Source organism: Bifidobacterium callimiconis (assembly GCF_003952005.1).
GTDB classification, from domain to species: Bacteria; Actinomycetota; Actinomycetes; order Actinomycetales; family Bifidobacteriaceae; genus Galliscardovia; species Galliscardovia callimiconis.
This window is the reverse complement of the sequence record NZ_QXGJ01000001.1, coordinates 42,108-64,783: the sequence shown is the minus strand read 5'-3', so window position 1 is coordinate 64,783 and position 22,676 is coordinate 42,108. Positions and strand designations below refer to the sequence as shown.

At 60.9% G+C, this 22,676-nt stretch carries 21 protein-coding genes and 7 tRNA genes; 26 read left to right on the top strand and 2 right to left on the bottom strand.

What is annotated here, in order from left to right; genetic code table 11:
- Nucleotides 1-165: 165 nt before the first annotated feature.
- Together hrcA and dnaJ are read left to right on the top strand one after the other, a co-directional pair.
- Nucleotides 166-1,281 (top strand): heat-inducible transcriptional repressor HrcA, encoded by a 1,116-nt coding sequence (gene hrcA, locus D2E23_RS00345; RefSeq protein WP_126029040.1) that lies wholly within the window; start codon nucleotides 166-168, stop codon nucleotides 1,279-1,281.
- Nucleotides 1,282-1,375: 94 nt separating this feature from the next.
- Nucleotides 1,376-2,527, top strand: coding sequence for a molecular chaperone DnaJ (gene dnaJ / locus D2E23_RS00340; RefSeq protein ID WP_126029039.1), 1,152 nt, complete (start codon nucleotides 1,376-1,378; stop codon nucleotides 2,525-2,527).
- Nucleotides 2,528-2,618: 91 nt separating this feature from the next.
- Here dnaJ and D2E23_RS00335 read toward each other — a convergent pair whose 3' ends face one another.
- On the bottom strand, nucleotides 2,619-3,413 hold the full coding sequence (locus D2E23_RS00335; RefSeq protein WP_126029038.1) for a fructosamine kinase family protein: 795 nt from the start codon (nucleotides 3,411-3,413) through the stop codon (nucleotides 2,619-2,621).
- Nucleotides 3,414-3,653: 240 nt separating this feature from the next.
- Between D2E23_RS00335 and D2E23_RS00330 the strand changes: the two genes are divergently transcribed.
- Entirely contained in the window at nucleotides 3,654-4,580 is a 927-nt protein-coding gene (locus D2E23_RS00330) for an undecaprenyl-diphosphate phosphatase (RefSeq protein ID WP_126029037.1), read from the top strand.
- A gap of 104 nt (nucleotides 4,581-4,684) precedes the next feature.
- Here D2E23_RS00330 and D2E23_RS00325 read toward each other — a convergent pair whose 3' ends face one another.
- Nucleotides 4,685-5,509 carry a PAC2 family protein gene (locus D2E23_RS00325; protein ID WP_241227155.1) on the bottom strand — a complete coding sequence of 275 codons (825 nt, stop codon included), beginning with the start codon at nucleotides 5,507-5,509 and terminating at the stop codon, nucleotides 4,685-4,687.
- 199 nt (nucleotides 5,510-5,708) lie between these two features.
- On the opposite strand from D2E23_RS00325, the gene D2E23_RS00320 reads away from it, so the two are divergent.
- The 23 genes from D2E23_RS00320 (at nucleotide 5,709) to D2E23_RS00210 (ending at nucleotide 22,592) form a co-directional block, all read left to right on the top strand.
- Nucleotides 5,709-5,781: transfer RNA gene (locus tag D2E23_RS00320), tRNA-Gly, on the top strand.
- Nucleotides 5,782-5,804: 23 nt separating this feature from the next.
- Nucleotides 5,805-5,875, top strand: a tRNA-Cys gene (locus tag D2E23_RS00315).
- A 38-nt stretch (nucleotides 5,876-5,913) separates the two neighbouring features.
- A tRNA-Val gene (locus D2E23_RS00310) sits at nucleotides 5,914-5,988 on the top strand.
- Nucleotides 5,989-6,029: 41 nt separating this feature from the next.
- A tRNA-Val gene (locus D2E23_RS00305) sits at nucleotides 6,030-6,102 on the top strand.
- A gap of 22 nt (nucleotides 6,103-6,124) precedes the next feature.
- Nucleotides 6,125-6,197, top strand: a tRNA-Gly gene (locus D2E23_RS00300).
- 39 nt (nucleotides 6,198-6,236) lie between these two features.
- A tRNA-Val gene (locus tag D2E23_RS00295) sits at nucleotides 6,237-6,308 on the top strand.
- Between the two features lie 25 nt (nucleotides 6,309-6,333).
- Nucleotides 6,334-6,409: transfer RNA gene (locus D2E23_RS00290), tRNA-Gly, on the top strand.
- Nucleotides 6,398-7,306, top strand: a complete 909-nt coding sequence (locus D2E23_RS00285; protein ID WP_126029035.1) for a hypothetical protein — start codon at nucleotides 6,398-6,400, stop codon at nucleotides 7,304-7,306. Before D2E23_RS00290 ends, D2E23_RS00285 begins: the two co-directional genes overlap by 12 nt.
- Before the next feature lie 56 nt (nucleotides 7,307-7,362).
- Complete coding sequence (locus D2E23_RS00280) at nucleotides 7,363-8,427, top strand: peptidoglycan-binding domain-containing protein (RefSeq protein ID WP_164520598.1); 1,065 nt, start codon at nucleotides 7,363-7,365, stop codon at nucleotides 8,425-8,427.
- Nucleotides 8,412-9,092: an ABC transporter ATP-binding protein gene (locus D2E23_RS00275; protein ID WP_126029033.1), complete on the top strand. Its 681-nt coding sequence runs from the start codon at nucleotides 8,412-8,414 to the stop codon at nucleotides 9,090-9,092. The genes D2E23_RS00280 and D2E23_RS00275 overlap by 16 nt, the downstream gene beginning before the upstream one ends.
- Before the next feature lie 100 nt (nucleotides 9,093-9,192).
- Complete coding sequence (locus tag D2E23_RS00270; protein WP_126029032.1) at nucleotides 9,193-10,266, top strand: hypothetical protein; 1,074 nt, start codon at nucleotides 9,193-9,195, stop codon at nucleotides 10,264-10,266.
- Nucleotides 10,267-10,399: 133 nt separating this feature from the next.
- A complete protein-coding gene (gene thrS, locus D2E23_RS00265; protein ID WP_126029031.1) occupies nucleotides 10,400-12,433 on the top strand; it encodes a threonine--tRNA ligase in 2,034 nt (677 codons plus the stop codon).
- A gap of 153 nt (nucleotides 12,434-12,586) precedes the next feature.
- A complete protein-coding gene (locus D2E23_RS00260) occupies nucleotides 12,587-13,342 on the top strand; it encodes a YebC/PmpR family DNA-binding transcriptional regulator (RefSeq protein ID WP_093959522.1) in 756 nt (251 codons plus the stop codon).
- A gap of 36 nt (nucleotides 13,343-13,378) precedes the next feature.
- Nucleotides 13,379-13,963 carry a crossover junction endodeoxyribonuclease RuvC gene (gene ruvC / locus D2E23_RS00255; protein ID WP_126029030.1) on the top strand — a complete coding sequence of 195 codons (585 nt, stop codon included), beginning with the start codon at nucleotides 13,379-13,381 and terminating at the stop codon, nucleotides 13,961-13,963.
- A 70-nt stretch (nucleotides 13,964-14,033) separates the two neighbouring features.
- The gene (gene ruvA, locus D2E23_RS00250) at nucleotides 14,034-14,651 is read left to right on the top strand and encodes a Holliday junction branch migration protein RuvA (protein ID WP_126029029.1); all 618 of its coding nucleotides are present in this window, start codon (nucleotides 14,034-14,036) and stop codon (nucleotides 14,649-14,651) included.
- Nucleotides 14,652-14,654: 3 nt separating this feature from the next.
- A complete protein-coding gene (gene ruvB, locus D2E23_RS00245; protein ID WP_420829304.1) occupies nucleotides 14,655-15,716 on the top strand; it encodes a Holliday junction branch migration DNA helicase RuvB in 1,062 nt (353 codons plus the stop codon).
- 77 nt (nucleotides 15,717-15,793) lie between these two features.
- Nucleotides 15,794-16,273 (top strand): preprotein translocase subunit YajC, encoded by a 480-nt coding sequence (locus tag D2E23_RS00240; RefSeq protein WP_164520597.1) that lies wholly within the window; start codon nucleotides 15,794-15,796, stop codon nucleotides 16,271-16,273.
- 85 nt (nucleotides 16,274-16,358) lie between these two features.
- The gene (locus D2E23_RS00235; RefSeq protein ID WP_126029027.1) at nucleotides 16,359-16,937 is read left to right on the top strand and encodes an adenine phosphoribosyltransferase; all 579 of its coding nucleotides are present in this window, start codon (nucleotides 16,359-16,361) and stop codon (nucleotides 16,935-16,937) included.
- Between the two features lie 100 nt (nucleotides 16,938-17,037).
- A complete protein-coding gene (sucC, locus tag D2E23_RS00230) occupies nucleotides 17,038-18,234 on the top strand; it encodes an ADP-forming succinate--CoA ligase subunit beta (protein WP_126029026.1) in 1,197 nt (398 codons plus the stop codon).
- Nucleotides 18,231-19,151, top strand: a complete 921-nt coding sequence (gene sucD / locus D2E23_RS00225) for a succinate--CoA ligase subunit alpha (RefSeq protein ID WP_126029025.1) — start codon at nucleotides 18,231-18,233, stop codon at nucleotides 19,149-19,151. The genes sucC and sucD overlap by 4 nt, the downstream gene beginning before the upstream one ends.
- On the top strand, nucleotides 19,148-20,623 hold the full coding sequence (locus D2E23_RS00220) for a cell division protein PerM (protein ID WP_126029024.1): 1,476 nt from the start codon (nucleotides 19,148-19,150) through the stop codon (nucleotides 20,621-20,623). Before sucD ends, D2E23_RS00220 begins: the two co-directional genes overlap by 4 nt.
- The gene (gene purH / locus D2E23_RS00215) at nucleotides 20,623-22,251 is read left to right on the top strand and encodes a bifunctional phosphoribosylaminoimidazolecarboxamide formyltransferase/IMP cyclohydrolase (RefSeq protein WP_126029023.1); all 1,629 of its coding nucleotides are present in this window, start codon (nucleotides 20,623-20,625) and stop codon (nucleotides 22,249-22,251) included. The genes D2E23_RS00220 and purH overlap by 1 nt, the downstream gene beginning before the upstream one ends.
- Nucleotides 22,252-22,271: 20 nt before the next feature.
- On the top strand, nucleotides 22,272-22,592 hold the full coding sequence (locus tag D2E23_RS00210) for a DUF3017 domain-containing protein (RefSeq protein WP_126029022.1): 321 nt from the start codon (nucleotides 22,272-22,274) through the stop codon (nucleotides 22,590-22,592).
- Nucleotides 22,593-22,676 lie beyond the last annotated feature (84 nt).

The following is a 22,676-nucleotide window of genomic DNA, read 5'->3' as shown; positions in this document are numbered from 1 at the left end:
AGACTTCTCTCAGCATTTCCTTACGCGAGTTGTGAACTAAATGTTCAAATATGTCTTTTTTTGTTCGTTTAAGACCGTTCAAAAGTTCGGTTTTCTCCGTCAGCTAGCAGTCGACACCGCCGAGTGCTAAAAAGGTACAGTACGGCGATTTTCAAAGGAGGTTCCATGGCAAACGAACGACGCATGCTGGTTCTCCGTGCCGTGATCGAAGACTATATTCGCACACAGGAACCGGTCGGATCCGGCGCGTTGACACGCGGACACAAACTCGGAGTGAGTTCGGCCACGGTACGCAACGACATGGCCGCGCTGGAGGACGAAGGCTATCTGGTGCAGCCGCACACTTCCGCCGGCAGAATCCCTACCGAGAAGGGCTACCGGTATTTCGTGGACAAGCTGGCCACGGTGGTGCCTCTATCCAAGGCGCAGAAGCGGGGGATTCGAACATTTCTCTCCGGTTCGGTGAATCTCGACGACACGCTGCGTCGCTCGGCGCGTCTTCTCGCTCAGATCACCGGACAGGTGGCCGTGGTGGCCAGTCCATCGCTGGCCCGTTCGGCGCTGCGTCATATCGAAATGGTTCCGGTGTCGTCGGCCACCGTGCTTGTCGTCGTCATTACCGATACGGGAAGAGTGGAGCAGCGTACGATCGTCACCGCGGCCCGGCCGTCGGAAGACATCCTCAACCAGCTGGGCTCCCGAATCAACGCCGCATGCCAGGGCGAATCACTTCGCCGGGCGGCGGATGGCATCCGTCTCTTCTCGCAGGATGAGCCCGACGCTCCGATGCGTTCCTTCCTGGAGGCGGTCGCACGCGTGCTCGACGAACTCGCCACTCAGGAGCAGACCAGCAACCTCTACATGGCCGGCACCTCGCAGCTGGCGCATCGCTCCGTCTCCGACATGGCGTCGCTGGCGTCTCTGTTCGACGCGTTGGAGGAGCAGGCGGTGCTGATGCGGTTGATGACCGCGCTCACCGAGGTCTCGCAACTGCATGGTGTGGGCATCGCCATCGGTTCCGAAACCCACACACCCGGTCTGATGCACGCCTCGGTGATCACCTCCGGCTACGGTCAATCGACGGCCGGCGCCTCCAAGACCACCGGAGACGCATCCTCCGATTCCACAACGGTCGAGCCTGTGGCGTTCGTAGGTTCCATCGGTCCCACGCATATGGACTACGCAAGCACGATCCCCGCCGTCAGAGCCGTGGCGAAGTATCTCACCGAATTCATGCTGAACGAAGAAGGGGAGGACGAAACGGACGACGATACGGACTGATCCCGCCATACCTTGTGGCACAATATTCGACAGCAAAACCCTACCCAACTAGTTCAACTTCAATACCCATACCGACGACAGGAAAGATCAGGAAGTGGCTGATTATTACGAAGTGCTGGGCGTGAACCGCAACGCCAGCGAGGATGAGATCAAAAAGGCCTACCGCAAGATGAGCCGCAAATACCATCCCGATATCGCGGGCCCCGAATTCGAGGACAAGTTCAAGGAGGTCAACTCCGCATACGAGGTGCTTTCCGACCCGGACAAACGCCGTATGTACGACCAGGGCGTGGATCCCAACAACCCCAACGCCGGCGGATTTGGCGGAGCGGCGGGCTTCGACATGGGCGACATCTTCGGCCAGTTCTTCGGCCAGAGCTTCGGTGGCGGATCCCAGGGTCCGATTCCGCGCACCCAGCCGGGCCGAGATTCCCTGGCCAACGTGACCATCGATCTGAAGACGGCCGTGTTTGGCGGCACCGCGCACGTGGACATCCGTACGATGTCGCTGTGCCCGGACTGCCAGGGCAGCGGCGCCGTCAAGGGCGAGCAGCCGGTGACTTGTCCGGACTGCCAGGGACGTGGATTCGCACAGAAGGTGGTGCGCACCATGCTCGGCCAGATGATGACCTCCGCGCCGTGCGAGCGCTGCGAGGGCCATGGCACGATCATTCAGAATCCGTGCCCGTCCTGCATGGGCCATGGTCGTATCCGTTCCAAGCGCAACGTCGGCGTCTCCGTGCCCGCGGGCATCTCCGATGACACCCGTCTGCGTCTCACCTCGCAGGGCGAGGTCGGCGAATGCGGTGGCGCCGCCGGCGATCTGTATATCGATGTGCGCATCGCCCCGGACAAGACGTTCGTCCGCGACGGCGACGATCTGCATTGCTGGATCGAGGTGCCGATGAGCTGGGCCGTGCTCGGTCATGATCTCGAGATCGACACGTTCGACGGCTCACGCACCATCAGCATTCCCGCGGGCAGTCAGCAGGAGGATACGGTCACGTTGGATGGCCTGGGTGTGACGCGTCTGCGTTCCAAGGGAGAGCGCGGTGACATCATCGCGCATATCATGGTGGCGATTCCGACCAAGCTGAGCGACAAGGAGCGCAAGCTGATGGAGGAGTTCGCCGAGTCCCATGATGGCGACGCCCAGCATGTCACGCAGCAGTCCAAGCCGCGTCCGGCCGGCGGTTCCTCCAAGAGGGGTGGTTTCTTCAGCAAGCTGAAGGATGCGCTGAGCTGACGCTCAGACATTCAGGCTCCCCTCTCTGAAGAGGGGAGCTGTTCGCCGTGCGGACTGAGGGGAGCCTAATACTGATTCCCTTCCTGGTCTGTTATCGCAGCAGCGACCGGCACATCGACCGGAATTCGCTGACGTATCCGCCGCCGAAGAACACGCAGTGTCCGGCGATGGGGTAGAGCTGCCAGAGCGTGTAGCGCTGTTCGTATCCTGCCTTGAGCGGATGCACCGACTGGTAGCCGTCCATAATCTGGCCAAGATACGACATGCCGAACAGGTGCAGCATGGCCAGATCCTCCTCGCGATGGCCACCGTGGGCCGCGGGGTCGATGAGCACCGCTTCGGATTTGCCGTTCTTGTCCTTGGTCCACATCACGTTGCCGCTCCACAGGTCGCCGTGGATTCGTGCCGGCTTGTCCTTGGCGGCGCCGCCCATCAGGTCGGGCATGGCGTCCACCACTTCCTGGGTCATCTCGTAGTCGTATTGGTCGAGTTCGCGGCGTTCGATGCCCATGCGAACCATCGGGAGCAGTCGGCCTTCGGCGAAGTAGGTGATGGGGTCGGTCCATTTGCCGGTGTCCATGGGAACCGGATCCTGCAGGGGACCGAAGTAGCAGGTTCCTTCGTATCCTTCCGGCGCCGAGCCGAAATAGGGGGCGCCGGCGTCATGCATGCGGGCAAGGGCCGCGCCGAACGCGTATGCCGCGTCGGCGGTGGGGGAGGCCGATGCCACGCGTTCGATGTCCAGATAGTCCTTGCCCCATTCGTATACGTCCACTACGCGGGGACCGCCTTTGGACTGGGCCTCGCCCAGCCACTGCAGGCCGCGTCCCTCGCATTCGAAGAATCCTTCCGGTGCCATGACGCGGCTCTTGCGATATTTGGACATCACATTCCTCCTTGGTGAAAACACGACTCATATTAGGACCGCGGTCGTGTCGCTGACAACCACGCAATCCCATACCCCCGTTTCCACATCCGATGTCCGTATGACATGCTCGTGGCAATCGCGTGTCCGTTACGTGAGCACCCACCCCTTTCTTCATCGTTTCTTAGAGGGGTGCGGCTATTGTGTTGCAACGTATTGTAGATAACCAATCGAAAAGACATAAGGGACAACGAGGGGTATATGAATTTCTTCCAAGCCATCGTCCTTGGTCTGGTACAGGCATTGACCGAGTATCTGCCTGTATCTTCCAGTGCGCATATTCGTATCGTCGGTGATCTGATGATCGGTTCGGATCCGGGCGCCGCGTTCACGGCCATCATCCAGATCGGTACCGAGCTGGCTGTGCTGTTGTATTTCCGTCGTGACATCATCCGTATTCTTGGTGCCTGGTTCGGCTCCCTGTTCGGCAAGGAGGGCAAGGACTGGAAGAGTCGTCTTGGCGCTCATAACGAGGACACCAAGATGGGTTGGTACATCATCATCGGTACCATGCCGATCCTCATCGCCGGCCTGTTGCTCAAGGACGTGATCGAGACCACGTTCCGTAATCTGTGGATCACGGTGACCGTGCTCATCGTTTTCGGTGTGCTGCTGTGGGTGTTCGATGCCCGTTCCAAGCAGATCAAGACCATGGATCGTATGACCGCCAAGGATGCCATCATCTTCGGTATTGGTCAGATGCTCGCGCTGATTCCCGGCGTCTCCCGCTCCGGCGGCACCATCACCTTCGGTCGTGCCATGGGATACACTCGTGAGGCTGCCGTGCGCGTGGCGTTCCTGATGGCCATTCCCGCCGTATTCGGTGCCGGTATCCTCGAGGCCGTCTCCGCGGTGAAGGACGTGAGCGCCTGTTCCGCCGGCGGTAAGGCCGCCACTGAGGCCTGCGCGGCCATCGGCGCGTTCCCCGGCTGGGGTCCGACGATCGCTGCCACGTTCGTGTCGTTCTTCGTGGGCTACATCGTGATCATCGGCTTCCTGAAGTTCGTGTCCACGTTCTCGTACAAAGCGTTCGCCATCTACCGTATCGGCCTTGCCGTCGTGGTGGCGATCCTGCTCATCACCGGCGTGCTGCCGGCGATCGATCCGTCCGTCGCGGCCGCAGCCTAGCCGGGGCGCGATAAATACACAGAAGGGCGGCTGGTTCCGAAATGAACCAGCCGCCCTTTCTATATCCGCTTTCCGCTTCCGTGTTGAGTACCGCTGTCGTTCCGTCAGTTTTCCGGCGCCGCGGGATGATCGAACGACCGCAGGAACTCCTCGGTCTCCTCGACCAGCTGCTTGGCATGGGGCGTGGGAACGTCCTGCTCGCCGTCCTCGTCCATCATCCGTTCAAGATGGTGCACGTAATCACTCAGATCGTCGTTGCACCGGGTGAGCATGTCGACCTTCCTGCGCCATTTCTCGGCGCGTGCGGCCAGATCGGTCTCGTCGAATCCCACGCCGATGATCGATCCGAGCTCCTCCAGCAGTCGCATGGTTCCGGCCGGGCAATCGTCGCCGCCGAGATACTGGGGGATGGAGACCCATAGGGAACGAGCCTCGAAACCGTCTTCCGCGGCCGCGTAGTTGAGTACGGTGGGAATGCCCACGGGACCGCAGTAGGAGTCATTCTGGGGGTCGTCATCGTCACCGTCGGAATGGCTGACCGGCAATGCCCTGGTATGCACACAGTCGGCGAACATGGCGCCGAGCGTGATGACGTCGGTCACCTCGCATTCGTCAGCGAAGCGCAGCGACCGCTGGCAGTAATCGGACCAGTGAAAGTTCGGCTCGGGACCCATCTCCACATAGATGGTGGTGTTCTCATCAATCGTGACCTCATAGAACGTGGTTTCCGGCCAAACGATGCGCTTGCGCCCCTGCACGGTGCACATCATCGGCCTTGAGGTCTGATAGTCGTAATAGGAGTCGCAGCAGATATGACCGATCTCCCGTGACTCGTAGGCATCCAGCAAATGGCGCACCGTGTCGGTGGCAGCCTGACAGGCATCGTTCCAGCCACCGAAGGCGGCGATCAGAAAACGTCGTTTGCTCATACTCTCGCTCATGTCTCCCACACTACCGCAGCCCTGTGTTTCCAACGGTTGAGTATGCCCAGCGAGAACGGGTCCACCGCTCATACAGGCACCGCATACAGTGGCGCGACACGCCGAGTTTGCGCTAACCCAAGGTGATCGCTATATTAATTACTCGTGCTTACGGCACCGGCCAGTCAGGTCGGGGTTGAAATCACATGCGGACATAGCTTAGTTGGTAAAGCGCGACCTTGCCAAGGTCGAGACCGCGGGTTCGAGTCCCGTTGTCCGCTCGAGTCCCTAAAGGACCGCAAGTGGTGGGTTAGCCAAGCGGTTAGGCAGCGGCCTGCAAAGCCGTATAGACGAGTTCGACTCTCGTACCCACCTCTTATGTCGGGAATGAAAGTTCTTGGCATGACACAACCGGGCGGTTGGCGCAGAGGTAGCGCACTTCCCTGACACGGAAGGGGTCACAAGTTCGAATCTTGTATCGCCCACCAGATCGGCCTAGCCGATTTGACTAATTGAAGAGGTTCAGTTTGGGTGATTGGCGCAGCGGCTAGCGCACTTCCTTCACACGGAAGGGGTCGTAGGTTCGATTCCTACATCACCCACCGGTACTGGCAGCAGTACTTTGCGGACATAGCTTAGTTGGTAAAGCGCGACCTTGCCAAGGTCGAGACCGCGGGTTCGAGTCCCGTTGTCCGCTCTCGAATCGGTCGAGTGATCGACTGGTTCCGACACAACCGGGCGGTTGGCGCAGAGGTAGCGCACTTCCCTGACACGGAAGGGGTCACAAGTTCGAATCTTGTATCGCCCACGATTTGGCCAGTCGGTCATCTTTTGCGGACATAGCTTAGTTGGTAAAGCGCGACCTTGCCAAGGTCGAGACCGCGGGTTCGAGTCCCGTTGTCCGCTCCATCACCGCTCTTCGGAGCGGTTTTTTGTTATCTGACCGTTTCTGATCAAACGCGTGTTGTCGATTTCGCATGCCATATGCTGGAGTTATCTTCCCCCATCGAGGAAGATCGGGGAAGCGGTTCGGCGAAAGGTTCCGTCATGCGACACTGTTCAGCGCTCATCAGTATCGGAATATGCATAGCGTTATTACCAGGCTGCGGCAACTCCCAGCAACAGGCCGAACAGTTCGTTGAGGGGCAATCGTCGGATACGGGAAATTATCAGACCTTAGTAGATGACGTTATGGCGGATAAAAAAGTGACGACCGCGGAGGCAAAGCAGTCGGCGGAGTCATATGTTCAATGTCTGACCGAAGCCGGGCTGAGCGGGAAGTATCACTATGACCCCGCAACCGACTATTGGATTCTCATCGGCGACGGCGAAATCTCATACGACAGCCCCGACTTCCGATATATGGATCTGGATCCCAGCACCGCAGCGGGGAAGAAGCTTTCCGAGAAGATCCAGGCAACCTATAGCAAGAAGAAAGGTTCCTGCGACTCTGTCTTCAATCCCATATCCACGTATTTGGAAAGCCATGCCGATTGGGATAGCTTGGCGAAAAACCAGTACGAGGCTACGGTGGATTGCGTCATAGGACGTGTTCCGTCCCTGCAAAACGCAATCGATGATTCCTGGCCGCATGACAGCGATGGTCTGAGCAAACTCAGCGAACTCATCTCCTCGCATGAGAAGGATCTTCCCTCAGAGGATCAGACTGCACTCACCAACTGCCAGACGTACTACACGACGGCACCGGAGACCTTCGGCGTCGCATCCAAACCATTGGATCAGCTCACTGAGCAGGAACGTAAGGACCTGATAGCCAAAGGGCAGCTGTCGGAACAGTCTCAATGACGCAGCAGCCGTCTGAATACCGACGAAAACCGACGGCGACAAGGGGGATTAGCGCAATGAAGCGTGTGGTGTCGTGGCTGATCATCGTGATGCTGGCGGTAGTGCCACTGGTAGGAGTGGGCGTGTTCTCCTGGGTGCAGGCGCAGGATCCCGAGGAACTGGCGCCCAAACCCACGGCGATTCTCCAGAAGCCGACGACCATCACCGATGATGGATCGGTGAACGCCACCATCACCGCCACCTATAAGCAGGGCATGACCGTGTTCGCGCCGTCATGGCAGGGAACGGTCACCGGCGTGTCCATTGCGCCTGGCGCCACTGTGTCCACCGGAACCGAACTGTTGAAAATCGATGGCGTGGCTCGTCTGGCCGCGGCGAGCGCGTCCCCGTTCTACCGGTCGTTGACGGTGAACGACAAGGGCGAGGATGTGCGCGATCTGGAGTCGGTGCTGCAGACGTTGGGGTATTTCAAGCGCAAGCCGAATACGGTGTTCGATGATGCCACGCGTGTTGCGGTGATCGCGTTGGAGAAGCGTATCGGGGTCACGGACCCGTCCGGAGTGTTCGATCCGGGTTGGCTGGTGTGGCTTCCGGCCGATCAGCTGGCGGTCGGTTCGGTGAACGTGCAGGTGAATCAGCAGGCGCCGGCCGTGGGGGAGCCGGTGTTCGTTTCGGCTTCGTCGTTGGATGCGATCAGTACGGCCACTGCTGGTGGCCCGTTCGCGTTCAACGGCACATATGTGTTGAGTCAGAATGGGCAGGATGTGGCCACGGTGAGCAGGGCCGAGGATGTGAATCAGGATCTGCTGAGCCGTTTGCAGGCGGATGATTCGTCGAATGCCGATGCGAGGCAGTATCAGGTGTCGTTGCGGTATGAGCAGCCGGTTCAGGCGTTGTCGGTGCCGTCCGCCGCCGTGCTGACCGATAAGGATGGTGGCGGTACGTGCGTGTATGGCAAGTATTCGTCGAAGGATGCGAAGTATCGTGCCGTTTCGGTGACGGTGACCAGCGGCACGTTGGGGAAGACGCACGTGCAGTATACCGACGATCTGGCGGGCTTCTATGTGCTGGCCGATCCGTTGGCGATCATGGGGGAGGGCGCGCAATGCCCATCGAAATGATTGACGTACGCTTCCGGTATTCGCCGCTGGGCCCGGCGGTGCTGGATGGGGTGACGTTGACGATTCCGGATGGTCAGATGATCGCGTTGGTCGGTCCCTCCGGGTCGGGCAAGACGACGTTGCTGCAGATCATCGGCGGCATTCTGAAGCCAAGTGAAGGCGTGGTTCGTTGCGATACGTCGATTGGTCGTATGCGGTGGATCTTTCAGACGCCGATGCTGTTGGCCCGGCAGACGGTTCGGCAGAACATCGACATCGCGATCAGCACCGCGCCATGGAACGCGCGGACCCGTGAGGCCCGTGTACAGGAGATGCTTGCCGATGTGGGTCTGGATGGCTATGCCGATCATCGGGTCAACACGTTGTCGGGCGGTCAGCAGCAGCGCGTGCAGATCGCCCGCGCCCTAGCGTGTCGGCCGCCTGTGGTGTTGGCCGACGAGCCGACCGGCCAGTTGGATCACGCGACCACCACGTTGGTGATGAATGCGATCGCGAAGGCGCGCGGCCATGGCACGACGATGGTGATCGTGACGCATGACGAGTATGTGGCCTCGTACTGCGAGCGCGTCGTGCGCCTGGAGGATGGGCGGATTCATTCCGTCAAGGGTGGGGATGCACATCGGATGGATGACTGCGACATGGTGGCGGAGGCTTCCGATGAGTAGCTCAGATGCTGGTCGGGGACGGCATGGGCGACGTAATGCCCGGAACGGTGTCGTGACACGAAATATTACTAAACAACATGATGTTGAGTGGTCGTTTCGCGTGGTGCTGCGTCAGGTGGGACGGACGTTGGCCGCGCAACGGCTGATGACGTTGCTGCTGGTGGCTGCGATGGCCGTGCTTACGGGTGCGTGCGCGTTTCTTGACGCTTCGTCGCGGTACGAGATCATGGCCGAGCATGATCAGGCGGTCTCGGCAGGGCTGAACGTGTATCATGCGCATGCCGCGGGTGACGATGGTACCGGACGGATCAGCGCCGCATTGTGCGCGTCATTGAACACGAATCCGTCGGTGAATGCGGCGGCTGGGGTATTCGGATCCCGGGCGGTGACGATCGTCAAGGCTCCCGGACGGCATTTCTCCTATGTTCCCGTGGTTGGCGACATCACCCGAATCCTGTCGGCGGAGAATGCCTCCGATTACGACGATGGATTCTTCATCGAACGTCGAACGGCCGCGGAGATCGGCGTATCCGATGGGGATAATGTGCGGATCAGAATGGATGACGGTTCCGTTGAGACCGCCACGGCCCATGTGGTCGAGGCGGAACGCGGCTTTGCCGATACGACGCAGCTGTGGTCGTATACGGCGCCGCAGGGCAGTCTCACCGACTGTTATGTGGAGTTTGTTCCCGGTGCGATGACGGATGACGAACAGGCGGTGGGATGGCTGTCGGCGGCGTTGGACGACGGTCGGTCCACCATATCGGTCACGCCGATGACGCAGTCCGACGCCGGCAAGTTACTTGACCGGTACATGTCCCGTCCCACCCGGTTCCTGTGGGCGGCTGGCGGCGCTTTGGCGTTCCTGTTGCTGTTTCTGCCCTTGGTGTTCCGTCGGCATGAGTTCGCCCTGTACCGCAGTCTTGGTGCCGGAAAGAATCCCACGGCTCTGATCTATATTGTGGCGAACACGCTGCTGACGGTGCTTGGTCACGGCATTGGCTTGGCGTGGGCGATGCTGATCCTTGCTTGGGTGCAACGCACGATATTCGAGCCGACGGGATCGGCCATGTTCGCGATGGCATCGATGCTGACTTGTGTGACCTTGCTCACATTGGGATGCGTGGTGTTGTCCCGCGGCAGCATGGCCGCCTATATCCACCGGCAGCTCTGAGCGTGATTCCAACGATTGCGCACGCTCACACGAGGCGCGGCGATTGTCGCCGACGACACATACAGTTGCATCGTCAAGTTCAGTCCAGGCCTGCACATTAGTAACGCGGACCCCCGATAGCAAAGGACATACCATGGCGCAAGCTACCATCTCCATCACGGTCGACGATGAGGCGAAGGAGGTGGAAGCAACCACCACCGGCGTCGAACTGTTCGCCGACGACAAGAACATCATCGCCGTGCGTCTGAACGGCGAGCTGCGTGACCTGTACACGCCGCTGCATGACGGCGACAAGGTCGAGCCCGTCGCCCTGGATAGCGAGGACGGTCTGGCGATCATGCGCCACTCCGCCACCCATGTGATGGCTCAGGCCGTGCAGCAGATCCGCCCCGAGGCCAAGCTCGGCATCGGCCCGGTGATCAAGAACGGCTTCTACTACGACTTCGATGTGGACGAACCGTTCACCCCTGCCGATCTCAAGGAGATCGAGAAGCGCATGCAGCGCATCATCAAGTCCGGCCAGACCTTCCGCCGCCGCGCGGTCACCGAGGAGGAGGCCCTCGAGGAGGAGAAGGATCAGCCGTACAAGATCGAGCTGATCAAGGACAAGGAGGCGCATCTCGACCCGGAGGCAGCCACCGAGGTGAGCGAATCCGAGCTGAGCTTCTACGACAACGTGGATCGTGACGGCAACGTGGTATGGAAGGACCTGTGCCGTGGACCCCACCTGCCCAACACCCGCTTCATCAAGGCGTTCAAGCTGGAGCGCAGCGCCGCCGCCTACTGGCGCGGCAGCGAGAAGAACCCGATGCTGCAGCGCATCTACGGCGTGGCCTTCTTCACCAAGGAGGCGCTGAAGGACTACCAGACCAAGCTGGAGGAGGCCGCCAAGCGCGACCACCGCAAGCTCGGCCAGGAGATGGACCTGTTCTCCTTCCCGGATGAGATCGGACCGGGTCTGGCCGTATTCCACCCCAAGGGCGCCGCGATCATCAACGCCATGGAGGACTACTCACGCGAGCAGCACCGCAAGCACCACTACAGCTTCGTGCAGACCCCGCACATCACCAAGGGCGGCCTGTACGAGACCTCCGGCCACCTGCAGTGGTACAAGGACGGCATGTACCCGCCGATGCGCCTCGACGAGGAGCGCGACGAGAACGGCAACATCACCAAGCAGGGCTTCGACTACTACCTCAAGCCGATGAACTGCCCGATGCACAACCTGATCTTCAAGTCCCGCCAGCGCAGCTACAAGGAACTGCCGCTGCGTCTCTTCGAGTTCGGCACCGTCTACCGCTACGAGAAGTCCGGTGAGGTGCACGGCCTGACCCGCGTGCGCGGCCTGACCCAGGACGACTCCCACATCTACTGCACCCGCGAGCAGATGAAGGACGAGCTCAAGAGCCTGCTGAACTTCGTGCTCGGCCTGCTCAAGGACTTCGGCCTCAACGACTTCTACCTGGAGCTGTCCACCAAGGACGAGCACAAGTTCGTCGGCTCGGACGAGATCTGGGAGGAGGCCACCAGCACGCTGGCCGAGGTCGCCAAGGAGTCCGGTCTCGAACTCGTGGCCGATCCGGGCGGCGCCGCCTTCTACGGTCCGAAGATCTCCGTGCAGGCCCGCGACGCCATCGGCCGCACCTGGCAGGTCTCCACGATCCAGCTGGACTTCAACCTGCCCGAGCGCTTCAAGCTCGAGTACATCGCGAAGGACGGCACGCACCAGCGCCCCGTGATGATCCACCGCGCGCTGTTCGGCTCCATCGAGCGCTTCTTCGCCATCCTGCTCGAGCACTACGCCGGCGCGTTCCCGGCATGGCTCGCCCCCGTGCAGGTGACCGGCATCCCGGTGGCCGACGAATTCGCCCCGCATCTGGAGAAGTTCATCCACGAGCTGGAGGACAACATGGTGCGCTGCGAGATCGACTCCTCCGACGATCGCTTCGGCAAGAAGATCCGCAACGCCTCCAAGTCCAAGGTGCCGTTCACGCTCATCGTGGGCGAGGACGACATGAACAAGAACGCGGTGAGCTTCCGCTTCCGCGACGGCAGCCAGCTCAACGGCGTGCCGGTGGACCAGGCCAAGGCCTCGATCCTCAAGGTGATCGCCAAGCGCGTGCAGGTCAACTCCGCCGACGACTTCGCCGCGGCGACCGAGGACTGATCACTCGACCGCTTTCATGCCGGTATCCATTCCGGCACCCGACAACGCCGGCCCCTGGTCCGCAAGACGACCATATGCGTTCCCTGGGCCGGCGTTGTCGGCATACCACCATAAAATCGCACTGTTTAACCATTCATAATTCTTAGGAGAGTCATGTCAGGACATTCCAAGTGGGCGACTACGAAGCACAAGAAGGCGGCCATCGACGCCAAGCGTGGCAAGCTCTTCGCCAAGCTCATCAAGAACATCGAGATCGCGGCCCGTCAGGGCGGCGGTGACCCGAACGGCAACCCGGCCCTGTACGACGCCATCGTCAAGGCCAAGAAGAACTCCATGCCGGCCGACAACATCAAGCGTGCCGTCAAGCGTGGTTCCGGTGAGGAAGCCGGCGGCGCCAACTATGAGGACATCGTCTACGAGGGCTACGCTCCCGGCGGCGTTGGCCTGATCATCGAATGCCTGACCGACAACCGCAACCGTGCGGCCGCCGACGTGCGTTCCACCCTGTCCAAGAACGGCGGCTCCCTGGCCGAGAACGGCTCCGTGAGCTTCAACTTCGAGCGTAAGGGCCTCATCGAGGTCCCGGCCGAAGGCGTGGACTTCGACAACCTGTTCGAGATCGCCGCCGAGGCCGGTGCCGAGGACGTGACCGAGGACGGCGACGTGTTCACCGTCACCACCAGCCCGAGCGACCTGATCCCCGTCCGCAAGGCCCTGCAGGATGCCGGCATCGACTATGATTCCGCCGAAACCGCCATGGTCGCCCAGAACGAGATCGAGCTCGATCTCGAAGGCGCCCGCAAGGTGTCCAAGCTGATCGACGCCCTCGACGACCTCGACGACGTGCAGAACATCTACAGCACGTGGAAGGCCACCGACGAGATCATGGCCCAGCTGGACGAGGAGTAATACGATCCTCCAGCAAACAACCAAGGGATTCATTTCATGATCATTCTTGGAGTCGACCCCGGACTCACCAGGTGCGGAGTCGGCGTTGTGGAAGCCGGCGCATCCCGCCGGCTTTCCTTTATTCACGTCGATGTCGTCCGTTCCGATCCACACGAGTCGCAGGATCTGCGACTGCTCAAGATATACCGGGGACTGTGCACGAAACTCGACGAGTTCATCCCCGACGCGGTATCGATCGAGCGCGTGTTCGCCCAGGCCAACCGCAATACCGTGCTCGGCACCGCCCAGGCGGCCGGAGTGGCCATGCTGGCTGCGGCACAGCGCGGCATTCCCGTGGCATTGCACACGCCGACCGAGGCCAAACTGGCCATCACGGGCAACGGACAGGCACAGAAGATCCAGGTCGAGCGCATGGTCACCCGCATTCTCAATCTCAACACGATGCCGACACCGGCGGACGCCGCCGACGCTCTGGCATTGGCCATCTGCCATGCCCTCCGTCCATCCGGGGCTCTGCAGGGTGGCGAGCGCGAACAGCATCTCACCCAGGCGCAACGGCAGTGGGCCGAGGCGACGCGCAAGGCGAACCGTGGGGGCAACATGCTTCATCGTGGCATGTAGACACCGTTCTCACCTTCCGCTACAATACGAACAGATGTTCGAAATCTATCGTTGGGAAATGAGGTAGCCGATGATCGCAAGCCTGAACGGCACGATTGCGGCGGTCATGAAGGACGCCGCGATCATCGAAGTGGGGGGAGTGGGCTACGAGGTTCGCATGCCGGGCAGTGATCTGGCCTCCATGCACATCGGGCAGAAAACGACGGTCTTCACCCGCATGACCGTTTCGCAGGACGCCATCGCTCTGTACGGATTTCTGTCCAAAGCGTCGAAGGATCTGTTTCTCAGTCTGCAGAAGGTCAGTGGAGTCGGCCCGAAGGTGGCGTTGTCCATTGTCTCGACACTTGGCCCCACGCAACTGATGAGCGCCGTGGCGAGCGGAGATGCCGCCGCTCTGGCCAAGGCCCCGGGATTGGGGAAGAAGGGCGCACAAAAGATCATTCTCGAGCTCAAGGGCTCGATCGACCTCGATGAGATCGAAGGCGGAGCGCAGGTGCCGGAGGAGGCGCAGGATTCCGGTACCGAGCAGGTCGTCGAGGCGCTGGTCTCGCTGGGCTGGCAGCAGCGTGACGCCGTGCAGGCGGTGCGTCGCGTATTGCAAAGCGAGCATCATGAAGGTCCGATCACGTCCAAGGACGTGCCGAAGTTGCTCAAGACCACGCTGGCATCCATGGATAGGGGGAGGTAGTCGATGATGATGGACGACAACATGCAGACCAACGACGGCGCCAGGGAAGAGTCCCTGCGCATGGTCTCCGCGACTCCCATGGGGACCGATCAGGTCAGCGACGAAGAGTTGCGCCCGTCCGGGCTCGACGAGTTCATCGGCCAGCCGCGCCTCAAGGCGCAGATGAAACTATTCCTCAACGCCGCCATGAAGCGGGGGGTGCCGCCGGATCATATCCTGCTGGCCGGCCCTCCCGGTCTGGGCAAGACCACGTTGGCCATGATCGTGGCGAACGAGCTCGATTCCCCGATTCGTATCACCTCGGGTCCGGCCATCCAGCATGCCGGGGATCTGGCGTCCATATTGTCGTCCCTGGAAGAGGGCGAGGTGCTGTTCATCGATGAGATCCATCGCCTTCCCCGTGCCGCGGAGGAATTGCTGTACATCGCCATGGAGGATTTCCGCGTGGACGTCGTGGTGGGCAAGGGACCGGGCGCTTCGTCCATCCCGCTGACCCTGCCAAGGTTCACCGTGGTGGGTGCCACGACCCGTGAGGGCATGCTGCCGTCGCCGTTGCGAGCGCGATTCGGTTTCACTGCGCATCTGGACTTCTATCCGAAGGACGAGATGCGCAAGCTGATCCTGCGTTCGGCAGGCGTGCTGGGGGTGAGCATCGACGAGGACGCCGCCGATCAGCTGGCGCGCCGTTCTCGAGGAACGCCGCGAATCGCGAACCGGCTGCTGCGTCGAGTGCGGGACTGGGCCGTGGTGCATGATCTCGATCATGTCGATGCGACAGCCGTGCAGGAGGCGCTGGACCTGTATCAGATCGACGTGGAGGGGCTGGACCGGCTGGACATCGCCGTACTCAGAGCCATCTGTGGCAGCTTCAACGGCGGCCCGGTGGGACTGAACAATCTTGCGGCCATGGTGGGTGAGGAATCGGAGACGGTGGAGACCGTCTGCGAACCGTATCTGGTGCGCGAGGGTTTTCTTGTTCGCACACCGAAGGGGCGCGTGGCCACCTCCCGCGCATGGGAGCATCTGGGGATTACCCCACCAGATGATGTCAATGTGCTGTTTTAGCCTGAATGGGTTGGTTCCTGAGGGTTTTCAACCACTTGGGAACATCACGACTAGCCTGCAAAGGAGATCAAAACATTATGGGTGGTAATTCAAACACCATGATGCTCATCGCCATCATCGTCGTCTTCGCCGGCATGATGTGGTACCAGTCCCGCCAGTCCAAGAAGAAGCAGGGTCAGGTGCAGGACTTCCGCACGAACCTGAAGAAGGGCGACCCGGTTGCCACGTTCTCCGGTCTGATCGGCGTTGTTGAAGAGGTCGATCTCGATGCCGACCAGATCGTCATCAATTCCGAAGGCACGTTGAGCCGTTGGCGCATTCAGGCGATCACCGAACCGCCGGTGGTGCCGAACTACGTGTCCGATGAGGAGTACGAGCGCGAACAGAAGGCCAAGAACGAGGAGGCCGATCAGGCCGAGGCCGCGGACACCAAGGACGAGCCCAACGAATCGGCCGATTACGTCAATCCTTCCGACGCTCATGAGAACACCGAAACCGTAACGTCCGAGGAATCCGACAAGGATACCGAGGGCAAGAAGGACGAGCCCGCCAAGTAGGACGCGGGTCCGCCAAACGATATATTGGCAAACCGTGGCCGGCTCCCTTGGGTGCCGGCCATATATTTCGTCAGGGGTGAAGACAATGACATCCGATATCACCGTCAACCAGCTGTCGTCCGTGGGGGAGGAGAACGCGGAATATCTGCTGTCTCTGATCCGCACCATTCCCGGTTTCCCGAAGGAAGACATCAACTTCAGGGACTTCATGCCCGTTCTCGCCGACGCGAAGGGGCTTTCCATTCTTATCGACGCTCTGGCCAAGGCCCTGCCGGTTTCCCCGGATGAATTCGACGTGGTGGCCGGACTGGAGTCGCGTGGTTTTCTGATCGGCGTTCCGCTGGCCCTTCATCTGGGCAAGGGATTCGTCGCCATCCGCAAAGCGGGCAAACTGCCGCCGCCCACCAAGCGTATGGAGTATTCTCTCGAATACGGTACCGCCGCCATTGAAGTCGAGGATCAGGCCATTCGCCCCGGCGAACGCGTACTGGTCGTCGACGATCTCATTGCCACCGGAGGTACCGCACAGGCGGCTGAAAAGCTGATTCAGGAGCACGGTGCGACCGTGGCGGGATTCAGCTTTGTCATGGAGCTGACCGGCATTCCCACGCCGGCGTCCATCAGTCGGCACAAGCGGTCTTCGCTGCTGACCATGCCCGCCTGACGGGAATCCGTTTTCCGGAATTCATCTTTTAAGGTTCCGGAGTTCGGCAGATTGACTCATTCCCACTTGCTAGAGACGAAAGGAAATACGAGGTCGTCCCATGGACCTTTACGAATACCAGGCGCGAGAGCTGCTCGAAGAGGCTGACATCCCCACGCCGCGCGCGATTTTCGCGCAGAACTCCCATGATGTGGCAGAGGCAACGAAAACGATCGGCTTCCCCTGCGTGATCAAGGCTCAGGTGAAGATCGGACATCGTGGCCAGGCGGGCGGAGTCAAAATCGCCCATAACCTCGACGAGGCCATTCTGCTGTCCGAGCAGCTGTTCCCGATGACGATCCATGGCCATAAGGTCAACGGCGTGCTGGTCGCCGAGGCAAAGAACATTCTTCACGAGTACTACGTGTCGATTTCCGTGGATCGTACGTCTCGCGACTACGACGTGCTCGCCACCGCGAACGGCGGCACCGAAGTGGAGGAGATCGCCAAGGCCCACCCCGAATCGGTGAAGCGTCTGCACATCGAACCATTGGAGGACTTCGATCTGGATGCGGCCAAGCGCATGGCCGAGCAGATCGGCTTCTATCATGCCGATGGCGATCAGGCAGCCAGGATCCTGCTGAACATGTGGAAGGCATTCCGCGACACCGACGCCACGCTGGTGGAGATCAACCCGCTGGCGAAGATCGGCGATCCCGACGATGAATCCTCGAAGTCGCTGTGCGCACTTGACGCCAAGATCTCCTTGGACGACAACGCCGCCTTCCGTCACGATGGCTGGAAGCGCTTCGTGGACCCGAACGCCGGTGACCCGCTGGAGAATCAGGCTCGTGCACTGGGCCTGCATTACGTGCATCTCGACGGTCAGGTGGGCATCATCGGCAATGGTGCGGGACTGGTCATGAGCTCGCTCGACGCCGTGGCCGGCGCCGGAGAAAGCCAGGGCACCGGAATCAAGCCGGCGAACTTCCTCGACATCGGCGGCGGCGCTTCCGCGGCCGTGATGGCCGAAAGCCTTGAGATCGTGCTGTCGGACCCGGAGGTCAACTCGGCGTTCATCAACGTGTACGGCGGCATCACCTCCTGCGAGGACGTGGCCAACGGCATTCTCGAGGCCATCTCTTCCATCAACAGCATCCGACCGATCGTGGTGCGTTTCGATGGCAACAAGGCCAAGGAGGGTCTGCGTATTCTCGCCACGGCGAACAATCCGCACATTCTTGTGGCCGAGACCATGGAACAGGCCGCGGCCAAGGCGGCCGAACTCGCAGCGAACAACAAGGGAGATGCACGATGACACTGTTTATCGAAGATGGCGCTCCGGTCATCGTTCAGGGCATGACCGGACATCAGGGCATGACGCACACCGCGCGCATGCTCAAGGCCGGCACTCATATCGTTGGCGGCGTCAATCCGCGTAAGGCCGGTGCCAAGGTACCGTTCACCGTGGGCGACCAGCAGATTGAGGTTCCGGTGTTCGGCACCTGCGCCGAAGCACGCGAGGCCACTGGCGCCAAGGCCAGCGTGGTCTTCGTCCCGCCGCGCTTTGCCAAGGGAGCCGTCGTCGAAGCCGTCGAAGCCGGTATCGAACTGATCGTGGTCATCACCGAAGGCATTCCGGTCGCCGACTCCGCCTACTTCGTGGCCCTTGCCCAGGAGAGGGGAGTGCGCATCATCGGACCGAACTGCCCGGGTCTGGTCACCTTCGGCAGCGGCGATGATCCGCATGGCGTGAATCTGGGCATCATCCCGGATGGCATCGTGCCGCGCGGCCCGCTGGGCCTGGTGTCCAAGTCGGGAACGCTGACCTATCAGCTCATGGGCGAACTGTCCGACATCGGCTTCACCGCGGCGCTGGGCGCCGGTGGCGACCCCATCGTGGGCACTACACTGCTCGAGGCCGTGCAGGCATTCAATGCCGACCCGGACACCAAGGCCGTTGTGATGATCGGCGAGATCGGCGGCAGCGCCGAGCAGGAAGTCGCCGAGTGGGCCAAGGACAACATGACCAAGCCGCTGGTGGCCTACATCGCCGGCTTCACCGCCCCCGAAGGCAAGCAGATGGGCCATGCCGGCGCCATCGTCTCGGGCGGCAAGGGCACTGCGAAGGAGAAGAAGGAGGCGCTGGAGGCCGTGGGCATCCGCGTCGGCCGCACTCCCGGTCAGACCGCCCAGATCATGCACGAGATTCTGGCCGCGAACAACATCGCATGAGGCCGACCCCGAAGGATTTTGGCAAGGGACTGGGCGTATCCGCACTATCCCTTGCCTTGTATGCCATAGCGTTGGCCTGTTTCAACGCCCTGATGCTGCTGATCATCTCCATGGAGGAAGGCGGCCAGGGCGTTACCGACTACACCATGGACTTCACCGAATCGGTGATGCTGCTATCGCAGGGCATCGGACTTGAATTCGAGTCCGTTCGACTCACATTGGTTCCTTGGGGACTGACGATCCTGCTTGTCGTGCTGATTCGTTCGGCGGCCGCCCGTTTGGGGTGTTCATGGTCGGGATTCCTGACCGGGCTGGTGTTTTGGGTGGCCATGCACGCGTGGATGGCCGCCACGGTACAGATGGTGATCATCGACGCCATACCCATCGTCATGCTCAAGACCGGTGCCGTGTACACGGTCGGGTATCTATGGGCGTTGATTCCCCGTACCAATCTGACCCGACACTTCACATGGGATGCCATCACATTCCTGCCGGAGTCGATGATCATGGCGGTTCGTGCCGCTGTACGGTTGACGGTCATCATCGCCGTATGCTTCACCCTCATGTCATTCATCACGGTAGGCACCTGGAGCGTAATGAATCATCCGGCCATGAGCCGTCTGCTCTCCAGCATGGGCATGGAAACGGGGTCGGCGATCATGACTACGATCGCCAGTCTGATCTGGTTGCCGACGTTCATGGCATGGGCTCTGTCCTGGGTGAGCGGAGCGGGATTCTCTATCGGTTCCCTTGCCACGTTCTCACTGTGGAACGGTCAGGCGCAGTCATTGCCGACCATCCCGGTGTTCGCCCTGTTCCCCGAATCGGTCGAACTGCCATGGGCCCGAATCGTGCTCATGGCCATCCCCTTTGCCCTGGCGATGATTCTCGGACTGTGGCAGCTGTTTGCCTCCAGCCGGTTCAATGTGCTCGGTCGCAAGCAGAGAAGCTCCTTCTCACCGCCGCGAAATGCCGATGATGCCGACACGCCGCAGCTCGTTTCCTGGAAGACCGTATACACGTTCGTACCGCCGACAATCGCATTCTGTCTGACCTGCGTGTTGATCAGTGTGCTGCTGCCGATCGTCTTCGCCATGTCCAATGGCTCATTGGGGTATGACCGTCTGGCACACATCGGTGTGGACGTCGCCGCATCGACTCAGGCGCTAGCTCGCCCCACCGCCTTGGGATTCTTCGCCGCATGGCTTATTGGCCTCGTCTCGGTGGCGGCGCGATACGGCATCGCCAAGCTGTCGCAAACCATCCGCAATCGTACGCATGCCGATTCCGTCAACAGGGCCAGTACCAAGTCCACGGAAGCCGTGGCGGACGACGAGCGAACGCCACGCACCGTAGCCAGCGGCGGCAAGACGGACACGCAATCCGCCACTGCCTCTACAGTGGAAGCCAAGACTTTCCGCACCGTTTCCTCGGCGGAATCCGTCAATCCGACAACTAAGGAGGACAAGTAATGTCAAACACCGCGCGTCCCATCAAGCGTGCATTGGTGTCCGTGTTCCACAAGGACGGCATCGAAGTGCTGGCCAAGGCTTTCGTGGCCGCCGGCACCGAAGTCGTGTCCACGGGTTCCACCGCCAAGAAGCTCACTGAACTCGGTGTGAACGTCACGCCCGTCGAGCAGGTCACCGGATTCCCCGAGAGCCTTGACGGTCGTGTCAAGACGCTGGATCCGCACATTCACGCCGGTATCCTCGCCGATATGACCAACCCCGAGCATGTGAACCAGCTCGCCGAGCTTGGTATCAAGCCCTTTGACCTGGTGGTCGTGAACCTGTACCCGTTCGCCGACACCGTGCGTTCCGGAGCCAATGAGGCGGACACCATCGAGAAGATCGACATCGGTGGCCCGTCGATGGTCCGTGGCGCGGCCAAGAACCATGCCACCGTGGCCATCGTCACCGATCCCGCCGATTACGCCCTGGTAGCCGAGCGCGTGGAGAACGGCACCGGATTCACGCTTGAGGAGCGTCGTTACCTGGCCGCCAAGGCATTCGCCCACACCGCCGCCTATGACGCCACCATCACCGAGTGGACGTCCAAGCAGTGGCCGAAGCCGCAGTCCCTCATCAAGGACGAGGCGAACGACGAACCGCAGATCGACGAGAAGCTGTTCCCGGCCACGTTCACCGAGACCTGGGATCGCACCCACGTGCTGCGCTACGGCGAGAACCCTCATCAGCAGGCCGCGCTGTACCTCGATCCGCTGAACCGTAACGGTTTCGCCCATGCCGAGCAGCTGGGTGGCAAGCCGATGAGCTACAACAACTACGTGGATGCCGATGCCGCGTGGCGTGCGGTGTGGGATTTCGCCCCGCAGATCGCCGTCGCCGTGGTCAAGCACAACAACCCCTGCGGTCTGGCTCTCGGTGCCACCGTGGCGGAGGCTCATAAGAAGGCGCACGCCTGCGATCCGATGAGCGCCTATGGTGGTGTGATCGCCGCCAATTCCACGGTCACGCTGGAAATGGCCGAAGGCGTTCGCCCGATCTTCACCGAGGTCATCGTCGCCCCTGATTACGAGCCCGAGGCTCTGGAGCTGCTGCAGACCAAGAAGAAGAACCTGCGCATTCTTAAGGTGGCTGAGCCGCCGAAGGCCAAGCGTCAGATCCGTCAGATCGACGGCGGTCTGCTGGTGCAGTCCACGGATCTCATCAACGCCGTCGGCGATGATCCGGATGCTTGGAAGCTCGTCTCCGGTGAGCCCGCCGATGCCGAGACCCTCAAGGATCTCGTGTTTGCCTGGCGTGCCATTCGCTGCGTGAAGTCCAACGCCATTCTGGTCGCTCACGATCAGGCCACTGTCGGTATCGGCATGGGTCAGGTGAATCGTGTGGACTCCTGCAACCTTGCCGTCGAGCGTGCGAACACGCTGGCCGACGGCGCGGATCGTACCACCGGTTCCGTTGCCGCATCCGATGCGTTCTTCCCCTTCGCCGATGGTGCCGAGATCCTGATCAAGGCCGGCGTGAAGGCGATTGTGCAGCCCGGTGGCTCCATTCGCGATGAAGAGGTGATCGAGGCTGCGAAGAAGGCCGGCGTGACCATGTACCTCACCGGCACCCGTCACTTCTTCCACTGATCGGCGGGATTCGGCAAGGTATGAAGGTGAAACCACGGAAGGATCCGAACGGAGTTCGGGCGGAGTCGCATCCGTATGTGTCGGAGGCACATGAAGGCAAGCCTCCCTTCGAATGGGGGGTTGCGGCCTGCGTGCTTGTCTCCGCGGTGTTGGCCGCATTCGGTCATCTGCTGGCGGCCACGCTGCTTATTTCAGCAGCGTCGATCGTCTGTGCCACCGTACGTCTGGTGCTTCGTGAGCGAAGTCCGTGGAAGATTCGATCCGTCGGCTTCGATTCCTTCTTCGGATTCGCGTTGGGGATCGGGCTGATGGCGTCGTGGGCGGCGATTGTGTTGCTGTGATCTTCCGTTCGGATCCATGCCGATAAACGCAAAAAGGGCTTGCACGAGAATATCGTGCAAGCCCTTTTTGCGATTGGAATTGCT